The sequence below is a fragment of the Pseudomonas sp. ZT5P21 genome, assembly GCF_054897785.1.
This window is the reverse complement of the sequence record NZ_CM142705.1, coordinates 1,720,544-1,733,340: the sequence shown is the minus strand read 5'-3', so window position 1 is coordinate 1,733,340 and position 12,797 is coordinate 1,720,544. Positions and strand designations below refer to the sequence as shown.

15 protein-coding genes are annotated in these 12,797 nt (G+C 59.8%); 8 read left to right on the top strand and 7 right to left on the bottom strand.

The window, feature by feature from the left end; translation table 11 throughout:
• Positions 1-73 precede the first annotated feature (73 nt).
• Positions 74-508, top strand: a complete 435-nt coding sequence (locus tag ACYZT9_RS08005) for a hypothetical protein (protein ID WP_462009308.1) — start codon at positions 74-76, stop codon at positions 506-508.
• Positions 508-912, top strand: coding sequence for an META domain-containing protein (locus ACYZT9_RS08000; protein WP_462009307.1), 405 nt, complete (start codon positions 508-510; stop codon positions 910-912). The genes ACYZT9_RS08005 and ACYZT9_RS08000 overlap by 1 nt, the downstream gene beginning before the upstream one ends.
• Before the next feature lie 130 nt (positions 913-1,042).
• On the opposite strand, the gene ACYZT9_RS07995 is transcribed toward ACYZT9_RS08000, so the two are convergent.
• Positions 1,043-1,510, bottom strand: coding sequence for a TlpA disulfide reductase family protein (locus ACYZT9_RS07995; RefSeq protein ID WP_462009306.1), 468 nt, complete (start codon positions 1,508-1,510; stop codon positions 1,043-1,045).
• A 114-nt stretch (positions 1,511-1,624) separates the two neighbouring features.
• Between ACYZT9_RS07995 and arsC the strand changes: the two genes are divergently transcribed.
• Genes arsC through ACYZT9_RS07980 form a run of 3 tightly spaced genes read left to right on the top strand, consistent with a single transcriptional unit; the run spans position 1,625 to position 2,998 of the window.
• On the top strand, positions 1,625-1,978 hold the full coding sequence (gene arsC / locus ACYZT9_RS07990; RefSeq protein WP_462009305.1) for an arsenate reductase (glutaredoxin): 354 nt from the start codon (positions 1,625-1,627) through the stop codon (positions 1,976-1,978).
• Positions 1,975-2,571 carry an NAD(P)H:quinone oxidoreductase gene (gene wrbA / locus ACYZT9_RS07985; protein WP_462009304.1) on the top strand — a complete coding sequence of 199 codons (597 nt, stop codon included), beginning with the start codon at positions 1,975-1,977 and terminating at the stop codon, positions 2,569-2,571. The genes arsC and wrbA overlap by 4 nt, the downstream gene beginning before the upstream one ends.
• Position 2,572: 1 nt before the next feature.
• The gene (locus ACYZT9_RS07980) at positions 2,573-2,998 is read left to right on the top strand and encodes a DUF2069 domain-containing protein (RefSeq protein WP_462009303.1); all 426 of its coding nucleotides are present in this window, start codon (positions 2,573-2,575) and stop codon (positions 2,996-2,998) included.
• Between the two features lie 99 nt (positions 2,999-3,097).
• Here ACYZT9_RS07980 and ACYZT9_RS07975 read toward each other — a convergent pair whose 3' ends face one another.
• Both ACYZT9_RS07975 and ttcA read right to left on the bottom strand, forming a co-directional pair.
• Positions 3,098-3,772, bottom strand: coding sequence for a DNA-3-methyladenine glycosylase I (locus tag ACYZT9_RS07975; protein ID WP_462009302.1), 675 nt, complete (start codon positions 3,770-3,772; stop codon positions 3,098-3,100).
• 126 nt (positions 3,773-3,898) lie between these two features.
• Positions 3,899-4,723: a tRNA 2-thiocytidine(32) synthetase TtcA gene (gene ttcA / locus ACYZT9_RS07970; RefSeq protein ID WP_462009301.1), complete on the bottom strand. Its 825-nt coding sequence runs from the start codon at positions 4,721-4,723 to the stop codon at positions 3,899-3,901.
• 370 nt (positions 4,724-5,093) lie between these two features.
• Between ttcA and ACYZT9_RS07965 the strand changes: the two genes are divergently transcribed.
• Positions 5,094-5,696 carry a Yip1 family protein gene (locus tag ACYZT9_RS07965; RefSeq protein WP_462009300.1) on the top strand — a complete coding sequence of 201 codons (603 nt, stop codon included), beginning with the start codon at positions 5,094-5,096 and terminating at the stop codon, positions 5,694-5,696.
• 146 nt (positions 5,697-5,842) lie between these two features.
• Positions 5,843-6,337 (top strand): SprT family zinc-dependent metalloprotease, encoded by a 495-nt coding sequence (locus tag ACYZT9_RS07960; protein ID WP_462009299.1) that lies wholly within the window; start codon positions 5,843-5,845, stop codon positions 6,335-6,337.
• Positions 6,338-6,457: 120 nt separating this feature from the next.
• Here ACYZT9_RS07960 and ACYZT9_RS07955 read toward each other — a convergent pair whose 3' ends face one another.
• Complete coding sequence (locus ACYZT9_RS07955; RefSeq protein ID WP_462009298.1) at positions 6,458-7,639, bottom strand: CaiB/BaiF CoA transferase family protein; 1,182 nt, start codon at positions 7,637-7,639, stop codon at positions 6,458-6,460.
• Between the two features lie 144 nt (positions 7,640-7,783).
• Entirely contained in the window at positions 7,784-9,118 is a 1,335-nt protein-coding gene (locus tag ACYZT9_RS07950) for a dicarboxylate/amino acid:cation symporter (protein WP_462009297.1), read from the bottom strand.
• A 338-nt stretch (positions 9,119-9,456) separates the two neighbouring features.
• Here ACYZT9_RS07950 and ACYZT9_RS07945 point away from each other — a divergent pair, with 338 nt between their 5' ends.
• The gene (locus tag ACYZT9_RS07945) at positions 9,457-10,455 is read left to right on the top strand and encodes an AraC family transcriptional regulator (RefSeq protein ID WP_462009296.1); all 999 of its coding nucleotides are present in this window, start codon (positions 9,457-9,459) and stop codon (positions 10,453-10,455) included.
• A 147-nt stretch (positions 10,456-10,602) separates the two neighbouring features.
• Here the strand turns inward: ACYZT9_RS07945 and ACYZT9_RS07940 are convergent, their stop codons facing one another.
• Complete coding sequence (locus ACYZT9_RS07940) at positions 10,603-11,949, bottom strand: ATP-binding protein (RefSeq protein ID WP_462009295.1); 1,347 nt, start codon at positions 11,947-11,949, stop codon at positions 10,603-10,605.
• Complete coding sequence (locus ACYZT9_RS07935; protein WP_462009294.1) at positions 11,946-12,623, bottom strand: response regulator; 678 nt, start codon at positions 12,621-12,623, stop codon at positions 11,946-11,948. The genes ACYZT9_RS07940 and ACYZT9_RS07935 overlap by 4 nt, the downstream gene beginning before the upstream one ends.
• Between the last annotated feature and the right edge of the window lie 174 nt (positions 12,624-12,797).

Below are 12,797 nucleotides of genomic sequence, written 5' to 3'. Positions count from 1 at the left end.
GATCGGAGGTCATTTCCCTGCGCGGTACAGCGTCGATGTCCGTGCTAGCATGCCGCGCATATTTGGAGGACCCATGGTCGAACACGATTTCCGCTATAGCCTGATGAACCCGCAGCACACCCTCACCGAATGCCGCGCCCTGGTGCCGGGGCGTTATCAAGTCACCGGCAACGGCGGCTCGATTCGCAACAACGACGTGCTGGTCGTGACCCTCAAAGGTGCCAAGGACTTGTCCATGCGCCTGACCGTCGAAACCGTTCGCCACCTGATCAATCCGCCCGGCCAATGGGTCGCGGTAGCCAGTGGCCCGGTGTTTGGCGAACTGGCAATCCATACCTGGAAAGTCAATTGCGACAGCTGCGCCAAGGAGCTGAGCTTCGAGTTCGCAGTCGACGCCAAGCTGGGCAACAAGGCCGAAAAACCTGCCGCCACTGCGCGGATTGCCGAGTTGGGCTGGAAGTCGGTCGGCGAAAAGCACCTGTGCTCGAAATGCCAGGAGCCTGCGTGATGAAACGCCTTGCTCTGACTGCTCTGGTCAGCGCCAGCCTGCTGGGCTGCGCCGCCGAATCGGTGAAACTGCAACAAAACCGCAGCTACATTCTGGAATGGATCGGCGAGCGTCCGCTGATGGATTACAGCCACCTGACCATCACCCTCGGTGAAGACGGTCGGGCCTACGGTAATGGCGGCTGCAACCACTGGTTCGCGCCGTACACGCTGGACAGGGACAAGCTGAGCTTTGGCAGGGTCGGCAGCACGCGCAAGCTGTGCGCGCCGGCAGTCATGGAACAGGAACAGCGCTTCCTTCAGGCGCTGGAAAACGTGCAGCGCTGGGATGTTTCGCCGATCGAGCAGATGCGCTTCTGGCCGGCGCAAGGCAAGCCGCTGCGCTGGTGGCTTGAAGAGGGTTGATCCCCTGCAGCGAGGGGATTTGTGGCGAGGGGATTTATCCCCGTTGGACTGCGCAGCAGTCCCTTCTTTGGGGCCGCTTCGCGACCCAACGGGGATAAATCCCCTTGCCACAAAAGCCCTTCCGCACAGATCAGTTGGTAGCTTTCAGCGCCTCAAGCTTCGCCATCACCCCCGCCGCCGTCTGCTCGCCCATCAGCTGCTCGCGCACCTTGCCCTTGTTATCGATGATGTAGGTCACCGGCAACGCCTCGCTGCGGGGCAATTCAAAAAGATCGGCTGGATCCTGGGCCAGCACGGTGAACCGGATTCCCAGTTTCTCACTGGCGCTTTTCAGTTCTTCACCCTGCACATTGTCGAAGTTGACCCCGAACACACCGATTTTCTTGTCCTTCAGCTGATCGGCCAGCCTGTTCAATTCCGGAATCTCGGTCCGGCAAGGGCCACACCATTCGGCCCAGTAGTTGAGCACCAGCCATTGTTTGTCCAGACGTTCGGCGGCGACTTTATGGCCGTTCTGATCGATGCCGTAGTCGTTGCCGCAGCCCCCTAGCACGAGCGTCCCGAAGATCGCCAATGCCGCTGCCAGTCGCCTTGTCATGTCGTGGTCCTTGTTGAAAATTGAATGCGCCTGCGACCCATCGCCTCTCAAGGTTCTGGATTACGCGCTGCACAGTTAGAATAGCCGCCACCTTACGCAAGATGCGAACCGCACATGACCGATCTGACGCTTTATCACAATCCGGGCTGCTCGAAATCCCGCGGTGCGCTCGAACTGCTCGAAGCCCGTGGCCTGACCCCGACCGTGGTCCGCTACCTCGAAACCCCGCTGGACGCCGCGCAACTGCTGAGCCTGCTGAAAAAGCTCGACATTGGCGCCCGGCAACTGCTGCGCACCGGTGAGGATGAGTACAAAACCCTCAACCTCGCCGACGCCAGCCTGAGCGAGGCGCAATTGATCGCCGCCATCGCCGCGCACCCGAAACTCATGGAGCGGCCGATTCTCGAAGTCGGCGACAAAGCCATCATCGGCCGTCCGCCGGAGAACGTGTTGGAGTTGCTGCCGTGAGCGCGCCGTACATTCTGGTTCTGTATTACAGCCGCAGCGGCTCGACCAATGAAATGGCGCGGCAAATCGCCCGTGGTGTCGAGCAGTCCGGGATGGAAGCGCGCCTGCGCACCGTGCCAGCGATCTCCACCGAATGCGAAGCGGTGTCGCCGGACATTCCGGAAGACGGCGCGCTGTACGCCAGCCTCGACGACCTGAAGAACTGCGCGGGCCTGGCCCTCGGCAGCCCGACGCGCTTCGGCAACATGGCGGCACCGCTCAAGTATTTCCTCGACGGCACCAGCAACCTGTGGCTGACCGGCGCTCTCGTCGGCAAACCGGCCGGAGTGTTCACCTCCACCGCGAGCCTGCACGGCGGTCAGGAAACCACGCTGTTGTCGATGATGCTGCCGTTGCTGCACCACGGCATGCTGATCACCGGCCTGCCGTACAGCGAATCAGCGTTGCTGGAAACCCGTGGCGGTGGCACGCCGTACGGGGCCAGTCATCACGCCGGTGCCGACGGCAAACTAGGTTTGAATGAACATGAAGTGGCGCTGTGCCGGGCCTTGGGGCTGCGGCTGGCGAAGACTGCGCAAAAGTTGGTGAACTGACATGGCGAAAAAGCCGAAGGTACTGCCTTCCATTGAATGGCTCGAACCGCGAGTTCGGGCGATGCGCGTCATCAGTCTGCTGTGCTACTTCGGTCTGGTGGGATTGCTCTGCGCCTATTACCTGGTGTTCGCCGACCTGCATGGCGCGCGGCCTTGGGTGATTCTGCTAATCGAACTGGTGCCGCTGTTGTTATTGGCGCCGGGGATGATCATCGGCAGCGCGCGGGGGCATTCGTGGATGTGTTTTGTGGTGAACTTGTATTTCATCAAGGGCGCACTGGCTGCGTATGACCCGAACCGGCAGCTGTTTGGATTGCTGGAGATGGGCGCAAGTCTCGCGGTGTTTTGCTCGGCGTTGTTGTATGTGCGGTGGCGGTTTCAGTTGAATCGCAAGTTGGCTGGCGAGGGCGAAACCTCCGTCGCCTGACACTACGCCTTCGCGGGCAAGCCCGCTCCCACAGCGGATTTTCGTCGTTCACAAATCCCCTGTGGGAGCGGGCTTGCTCGCGAATGGCGCGACTCGGTCTTAATGATTCACTGTGTACGCCAGCATCATCGAAAGCTGGCTCATCGGCCGCCCGCCGCTCTCTTCATGCCACTGATTGAACACGCCCTGCACCGTTGCCAGATCCCGCAGACTGGTCGGCACCTTATCGACGATCTTCTGCGCATTCAATGCCGCCACCACGTCGTAGCTCGGCACAAACGTGTCCTTGCCGACCATCCGCAAAAATCTCGGTGCCGACAACCCGCCCAATTGATGGCCGCGTTTTTTCAAGAAGGTCCACAACCCCACGATATCGGTCACTGGCCAATCGGCGATCAACGCGCCAAAGCTGCCCTTCTCATGTGCCACGTCCAGCACGAACTGCGCATTGCGCGGCACGCTCTTGAGCTTGCCCAGGTGGCGGATGATCCGCGCGTCTTGCATCAGGCGCTCAAGGTGTTCGGCGCTCATCAGCACGACTTTTTCGGGGTCGAACTTGAAGAACACCTCCTCGAACGACGGCCACTTGGCGTCCACCAGGCTGTGCTTGAGCCCGGCGCGGAACACGCGCAACGCCATGGTCGAGAGGTATCGGTCGTCACTGATCTTGCGCAATTGCGCCGCTGTCTTGGGAACGGGCAGGTGGGCTTCCAGTTCAGCCGCCGAACCGAAGCGGTTCAGACAGTATTCGTGCAGCCACTTGTAGTCGCGCATGCCCTCTCCTGAGGAAAAATGAAAAACCTGTGGGAGCGAGCTTGCTCGCGAAAGCGTCCCGTCAGTTGACATTGTTATCGACTGGCAGGACGCATTCGCGAGCAAGCTCGCGCCCACACAATTTGTTTACAGGTTGACCACGTTTACGAACCGCGACATGGCGGTTTCATCGATACGCAGGCTGGTGAAATCAAACAGGTTGCGGTCCGCCAGTTGCGACGGCTGAACGTTTTGCAAGCTACGGAAAATACTTTCGGTACGACCGGGTGTCTTGCGCTCCCAATCTTGCAGCATCTCCTTGACCACCTGACGCTGCAGGTTTTCCTGAGAACCGCAGAGGTTGCAGGGGATGATCGGGAACTGCTTGAAGTCCGAGTAAGCCTGAATGTCTTTTTCGTTGCAGTAGGCCAGCGGGCGGATTACCACGTTGCGACCGTCGTCGGCGCGCAGTTTCGGTGGCATGGCCTTGAGCGAGCCGTTGAAGAACATGTTCAGGAAAAACGTCTCGACGATGTCGTCGCGGTGATGACCGAGCGCCATTTTGGTCGCGCCGATTTCATCGGCGAAGGTGTAGAGCGTGCCGCGACGCAGGCGCGAGCACAGCGAGCAGGTGGTCTTGCCTTCCGGGATCAGCTCCTTGACCACCGAATAGGTGTCTTTCTCGACGATGTGGTACTCGATCCCCAACGTTTTCAGGTAAGCCGGCAGCACGTCTTCAGGGAAACCCGGCTGCTTCTGGTCCATGTTCACGGCGACGATCTCGAACTTGATCGGCGCGACCTTCTGCAAATGCATCAGCACATCGAGCAGGGTGTAGCTGTCCTTGCCACCGGACAGACAGACCATGACCTTGTCGCCGTCTTCAATCATGTTGAAATCGGCAACAGCCTCACCGGCCTGTCGGCGAAGGCGCTTTTGCAGTTTGTTCTGGTTGACCGTGAGAGTGCCCATGACGCGAAACCCGTGAGGAGTGACGAAAGGCCGGCATTTTACGCAAAAACGCCTCGGTGGCGAAGAGCCTACTATCCCCTGTGGGAGCGGGCTTGCTCGCGAAACCGGCGTGTCAGTCGCCGCGAGGTTGCCTGATCCACCGCTTTCGCGAGCAAGCTCGCTCCCACAGGGATTGTTGCTGACAGTCCCAGCGGCGATTAGCAGAAGGCTTTACAGCGCGATTTGCTCTAAGCCCTCTCACCTGTGGGGTTAAGACCTTTCTATACTGCGAATTAAGGTCGCACACATATCCAGACCTTTCCTACGTGGCCACTTTGGCCTGTAGGCGCTCCACTGGGGGGCGACGGTAAAAACAAGAGGAGTGACTGGCATGATCCATCACGTAGTGGGGCTCTTCACCCACCCCGACCAGGAATGGAAAGAAATCCGTGGCGACCAAGAGGAAAGCATCAGCCACATGTACCTGACCCACACGCTGATTCTGGCGGCGATTCCCGCCGTGTCGGCGTTTATCGGCACCACACAGATCGGCTGGGTCATCGGCAATCGGGCGCCGGTGATGCTAACGACAGAGAGTGCGCTGTGGATGACGATCATGTCTTACCTGGCGATGCTCGGCGGCGTTGCAGTGATGGGCGCGTTCATTCACTGGATGGCTCGCACCTATGACGCCAATCCGAGCCTGGCCCGTTGCGTTGCGTTTGCGACCTATACCGCGACCCCGCTGTTCATTGGCGGCCTCGCGGCGCTGTACCCACACATGTGGCTGGGGATGATCGTCGGGACGGCGGCCATCTGCTACACGGTGTACCTGCTGTATGTGGGTTTACCCACTTTCATGAACATTCCAACCGACGAGGGATTCCTGTTTTCAAGTTCGGTGCTCGCCGTAGGCCTGGTGGTGCTGGTGGCCATCATGGCGTTTACGGTTATTGTCTGGGGACTCGGCGTGGGGCCGGTCTATACCAATTAGCAACACACCACCCAAAAACAAGATCTGCCAACACAGGCCGCCGCAAGGCGGCCTACTAATGTGAGGGTAACGACCATTCGGCGCTTCGGCGATTCGCAAGGCCCCGGGGTTGCGGCATACTCGACGTCTCTGGAGATCCATCAAGCATGCCCGAGCAACTCAATACCCGCGTCGAAGACTGTTATCAGCTGGCTGAATCCTTTTTCAAACGAACCTTCAAACGCCCCGTGGTGAGCCTCAAGCTGCGCGGGCAAAAAGCTGGTGTCGCGCATCTGCACGAGAACCTGCTGCGCTTCAACCCACAGTTGTATCGGGAAAACACCGAAGACTTTCTCAAACAGACCGTGGCCCATGAAGTGGCGCACCTGATCGCTCATCAGTTGTTCGGCGATCGCATTCAGCCCCACGGCGAAGAGTGGCAACTGATCATGCGCGGCGTGTATGAGTTGCCGCCCAATCGTTGCCACACCTACGACGTCAAACGCCGCAGCGTGGCCCGCTACATCTACAAATGCCCATGCGTCGATAGCGATTTCCCGTTTTCGGCGCAGCGGCATGGATTGGTGCGGCAAGGGCGCCGGTACTTGTGTCGTCAGTGTCGAAGTACGTTGGTGTTCAGTGGGGAGATGCGGGTCGAATAGATCAGTATTGTGGTGTCCGGGCTGACCCCTTCTCGGGCAAGTCCGCTCCCACAGGGGATTTGTGAACGACGAAGATCCAGTGTGGGAGCGGGCTTGCTCGCGAAGGGGCCCGTACAGCCGCTAGAGAATCACCTTTGCACGCCGTAATTCTGCAATCCGCTCAGCACTAAACCCCAACTCCTCCAACACCTGATCCGTATGCTCACCCAGTTCCGCGCCGATATGCCGGGGCTGCGGCAAGCCCTCGGAAAACTTCAGCGGACAGGCCATCTGTTTTTGGGTCGAGCCATCGCCCCGCGGCACCTCGGTCACCACTTCCCGAGCCCGCAACTGCGGATGCCGAACGGCCTCACTCAATGTCAACACCGGCTCGACACAGGCATCCAGCTCGGCAAACAGCGCGCACAACTCGGCAAAATCGTGTTTCTCGACTTCTGCCTTCAGCGCTTCCTTGAGCTTCTTTTGCTGGGCGGGTTGAGGCGACAAACCGAGGGCCGCCAGTTCCTCCAGTCCCAGCGCCGTACACAGTTGCTTCATGAAGGCTGGCTCCAGACTGCCCACCGATAACCAGCGGCCATCCCGCGACCGGTAATAATCGTAAAAGCTGCCGCCGTTGAGCATCTGATCGTCCCTGCCCGGCTCCTCTCCGCAAGCCAGATAACCCGCACCGGCCATGGCGTTCAGGCTGAACGCGCAGTCGGTCATGCTCACATCCAGTTGCTGCCCCAACCCAGTTTGCTGCCGGGCAATCACCGCTGCCAGCAGGCCTATTACCCCGTGCAACGAGCCACCGGCGACATCCGCCACTTGCATGCCCAAGGGCAACGGCCCGCTTTCGGCGCGACCGGTGTAGCTCGCCAGCCCCGCCAGCGCCAGGTAATTGATGTCGTGGCCGGCGCGATCCTTGTAGGGACCGGTCTGACCGTAACCGGTGATCGACACGTAGATCAGCTTCGGGTTGATCGCCTTCAACGCTTCATATCCCAGGCCCAGACGTTCCATTACGCCGGGACGGAATTGTTCCAGCACAATGTCGTAGTCCTGCAGCAACTGCCGGATCACCTCCAGCGCCTCAGGCTGCTTGAGGTCCAGCGCGAGGCTGCGCTTGTTGCGATTGAGGTAGGCGTGGCTGGCCGACACGCCCTGGTCATGGGGCGGCAGCACGCGCAACAGGTCCATGCGGGTCGGCGATTCGATGCGCAACACCTCGGCGCCCATGTCCGCAAGCAGCAACGAGGCGAACGGCCCCGGCAGCAGTGTCGAGAAATCCAGAACCTTGAGTGATGTCAGTGGACCGAACATGAGCGATCTCCGTAAACGATGCCTCAAGCCTAGGCAGCCGATGACATTGCAGCAATCACCTGATGTGTCAGCAACGGTGACCGTTATGCTCAAATCCCGATCATGAAAAAACCCGCCGAAGCGGGTTTTCCATGACAACTCGTCTTACTTGACGTTGCTCGGGGTTGGGCCTTCGGCCACACCCAGGTCGTCTACTTCACGATCATCGGAGATACCGCGACCGCCAGAAGCCAGCTCGACTTGCAGTTTGTCTTCGTCCAGCTCTTTCACCCACTTGGCCACAACCAGGGTCGCAACAGCATTACCAACGAGGTTGGTCAGCGCACGGGCTTCGGACATGAAGCGGTCGATACCGAGGATCAGCGCCAGACCGGCAACCGGCAGGTGGCCAACGGCGGACAGGGTGGCGGCCAGCACGATGAAGCCACTGCCGGTGACGCCCGCGGCACCTTTGGAGGACAGCAACAGCACCAGCAACAGCGTGATCTGGTGGGTGATGTCCATTTGGGTGTCGGTCGCCTGAGCGATGAACACAGCCGCCATGGTCAGGTAGATCGAAGTACCGTCGAGGTTGAACGAGTAACCCGTCGGAATCACCAGACCCACCACGGATTTCTGTGCACCCAGGCGTTCCATCTTGATCAGCATGCGCGGCAGAGCGGATTCCGAAGAGGAAGTGCCCAGCACGATCAGCAATTCTTCACGGATGTAACGGATCAGCTTCAACACGCTGAAACCGTGCACGCGGCAGATGGCGCCCAGTACGAGAACCACAAACAGGAAGCAGGTGATGTAGAAGCAGATCATCAACTGGCCGAGCTGTACCAGCGAGCCGACACCGTAAGCACCAATGGTGAAGGCCATGGCACCGAAGGCACCGACAGGGGCAAGCTTCATGATCATGTTGATGATGTTGAACATCACGTGAGCAAAGCGATCGATGAAGTCCAGGACCGGCTTGCCGTACGCACCCAGGCGATGCAGGGCGAAACCGAAGATCACCGAGAACATCAGAACTTGCAGGATATCGCCGTTGGCGAAAGCGCCGACGATGGTGTTCGGGATCACATTGAGGATGAAGGCAATGATGCTCTGGTCTTTACCGGCCGAGATGAAGCCAGCGATTTTGCTGGTGTCCAGAGTCGTTACGTCGATGTGCATGCCGGCGCCCGGTTGCACGACGTTGACCACGACCAGACCGATCAGCAAGGCAATGGTGGAAACGATTTCGAAGTACAGCAGCGCATAGCCGCCGGTCTTGCCGACCGACTTCATGTTCTGCATGCCGGCGATACCGCTGACGACCGTACAGAAAATGATGGGCGCAATGACCATCTTGATCAGTTTGATGAACCCGTCACCCAGTGGCTTGAGGGCCACACCGGTCTGCGGGTAGAAGTGGCCAAGAAGGATGCCGATGGCGATGGCAACGATCACCTGGAAATACAGGGATTTGTACAGTGGCTGACGAGTCGTCATTGCAAAGTTCCTCAAGAGCGTCCCGCGACAACATCCATCTGTTGTCAACGACACCTCATTTGCGAACCCTCCTGCACTGGAGGGATTTGTTTTGTCGAGCTGCGCAGTGGCAGGCCTCTGCTCGTTGTATCGCAAGCGGCGTGCCACGTTTGCCAAAACCCCTGTATGCCTTTTGACATCAGGGGCTACAGGTTTAACGTTCCCCTCGCTCACCACCAAACAGTGGCGGATTTCCGCCCATCCACCAAACCGCATCCTGCAATTTGGCGGATATCCGCCTTGTTCATCATGAGGCGACGCGGCTACCATCCGTCGTTCAATGGACGGACCTGCCTGCTATGCGCGAACGCACCATCGCCAGTCATTTCGCCCGTGCCGCCCTTGGTGGCGCACGTCGCTTGGGTCATGACTGTACAAACCTGTTGCAACAACTCGGTATCAGCCCCGAGTTGCTTGAAGAACCGCGTGCGCGCATCGCACCCGAGCAGTTCACCCGGTTGATCCAGGGGTTGTGGCTGGCACTGGACGACGAGTACCTGGGCTTCGGGCCGGTACCGAGCAAAACCGGCAGTTTCGCAATGATGTGCCACGCCGTGATCCACTGCCGCAATCTCGATAAGGCCCTCAATCGCGGCCTGTTGTTTTATAGCCTGTTCCCCGAAGGTCCACGTCTGACCCTGACCCGCGAAGACGAGATGATCCGCCTGAGTCTTGATGACTCGAAGTTCTGCGACCCGGACCACTTCCTCACCGAAAGCCAGTTGATGGTCTGGCATCGGCTCGGCAGTTGGCTGATCGGCCAGCGCATCCGGCTGGAGCAGGCGACGTTCAGTTACCCGAGGCCCGCGCACGGGGCCGAATATGATTTGCTGTTCCCCTGTCCGATGGAGTTTTCGGCGGCGCAGAGCAGTTTGCTGTTCCACAGTCGCTACCTGAACATGCCGTTGTTGCAGGACGAACGAACCCTCAAGCATTTCCTCGAACGCTCGCCCGCGGACCTGTTGTCGCGCCCCGACGACGGCGACAGCCTGAGCAGTCAGTTGCGCCGCTTGCTCAGCCGCGACAGCGCACGCTGGCCGGACCTGGAAACGGTGGCTGCGCACCTGCACATCAGCCCGCAGACCTTGCGCCGGCATTTGCGCGAAGAGGGCTCGAGTTTTCAGGAGTTGAAGGATCAGTTGCGCCGGGACATCGCGATTTATCACCTGGGGCGTGCGGATCTGTCGTTGCAACAGATTGCCGAGCAGCTGGGGTTTTCCGAGCCTTCGGCGTTTCATCGGGCGTTCAAAAAGTGGACGGGCCTTACACCTGGCGCATACCGCGCGCAGGACAACTGATTTTTTGTGGTGAACTGACTGGCCTCATCGCGAGCAAGCTCGCTCCCACAGGGTTCATTGTCGTACACAAACAATGTGTCCACAGAAGATCCCCTGCGGGAGCGAGCTTGCTCGCGATGGGGCCCGAAACCACACAACCTGATTCAATCAAACCACCGGAAAATGAATCCGGAACGCCGCGCCGCCCATCGGCGAATCACCCAGGGTCAACTTGGCGTTGTAGCTTTCGATGATGTCCTTGACCACCGCCAACCCGATTCCCTGCCCCGGATGCTGACGGTCCAGCCGTTCGCCGCGCTGCAGGATCCGCGCACGTTGATCCGGCGGCACATCCGGTCCATCGTCCTCAACGCACAACTCGATCCCGCTCAAGGTTTCACGCGCGCCGATGCGCACTTCGCCGAGGCACAGGCGATAGGCGTTCTCAAGCAAGTTGCCCATCATTTCCAGCAAGGCGCCCTGCTCGATCGGCACATAACAGTGTTCCGGCAGGTCGAAAGCCACCCGCACGCGCTTGTCGCGGTAGACCTTGTCCAGCGTATCGCAGAGGCTTTGTAGCACCGGCCGCAGCTTCACCTGATGGCGCACCAGTCCACTTTTGCGCAGGCTCGCGCGCTGCAACTGATAGCTGATCTGCTGGCTCATGCGCTCGATCTGGGTTTGCAGCACCCAGGCCTGATCACGATCCTCCGGGCGCTGCGCCATGTCCTCGCTGACGCCTTGTAATACAGTCAGCGGGGTTTTCAGGCTGTGAGCCAGGTCGTCGAGAGAATCGCGATAACGGCTGCGCTGTTCGCGCTCGCTGTGCAGCAAACGGTTGAGGGAACCGGTCAGGCGCAGCAGTTCGCGTGGGTGCTGTTCGCTGAGGCTTTCGCGGGTGCCGCTTTCGATTTCATCCAGTTCCTGGCTCAGCCGGCGCAACGCCTGCAGGCCCCAGGTCAGACCGATCCACAGCAACGCGAGCAGCACCAGCAACGCGGCGCCGAAACCCAGATAAAGATTTTCCCGCAGGCCTTCGAGGGTGACTTCGTACTCGCGCACCGGTTGCAGGGCGACGATGCTGAACGCCGCGTTTTTACCGCCGAGCAGTTTGACTTCGACGTCATAGACGAAGAACTCCTGACCGTTGGCTTCGCTGATCCTGGCGAACTCGTTACCGCGCCCGTCGTAACGCGGTTTGTAATTGATGTTCTCTTCCCGAGTGCCTTTCGAGCGCCACACCAGGTGACCTTCGCGGTCATAGATGTAGCCGAGCAAACGGCTGTCAGTGAGGTTGAAGCGTTCATCGGGCAACTGCGCCGGCATCTGCAAGCGGTTGCCCTCGACCCGCGCGGCGGAGATCAGCGTGGTGACGTCTGACGCCAGGCGTTGCTCAATGGAATCCTGCAACGCGAGGCTGAACGCGCCCTGCATCGCCGGCAACAACGCCAGCATGAACAACACCGCCAGGAGGGCGGCGGCGAGCATCAAGCGGACGCGAAGCGAACGAATCAAGTGCAGCGCTCATTGAACAGGTAGCCGAGGCCACGCACGGTGTCGATCGGCTTGAACCCGGCCGGGCCCTCGAGTTTGCGGCGCAGACGGCCGACCAGCACTTCGATCACGTTCGGGTCGCGCTCGTCGTCGTCCGGGTAGAGCTGCTCCATCAAGCGATCCTTGGCCACCACTTGCTGGTGATGACGCATCAGGTACTCGAGAATCCGGTACTCATACGCGGTCAGCGCCAGCGGCTGTTCGTCGAGAGACGCCTGTTTGCGATTGAGGTCGAGCAGCAGCGGCCCGGCGACGATGGTCGACTGGATGAAGCCGCTGGATCGGCGCAGCAAGGCGTTCAGGCGCGCATCCAGCTCTTCGAACTGGAACGGCTTGACCACGTAGTCGTCGGCGCCGGCGGCGAGGCCTTCGACCTTGTCCTGCCAGTTGCCACGCGCGGTGAGGATCAGGATCGGGAAGCTCTTGCCCCGCGAGCGCAACTGGCGGATCAGGTCGAGCCCGCCCATGCCCGGCAACCCGAGGTCGATCACCGCCAGGTCATGGTTGAACTGCTCGGTCTGGTACAGCGCCTCCTCGGCATTGGCCACGGACTCGACTACGTGGCCGCTGTCCGTCAGACGGGTTTGCAGGTGATGGCGCAACAGCGCTTCATCTTCGACGACCAGCAATTTCATAGTGCTCTCCCCGGCAAATCAACATCTCCAGCGGTACAACGGCACGTATCTTCAGGACAGATCATAGCGGCCAAGCGCCCGGCTGGCGAAACTGTCCGGTGCTCACGCTGAATACGGTGCAGGCCAGAAGCCGGTTTTCAAAGCCAGTCATTTGGGAATCTCCTCATGCGCAGG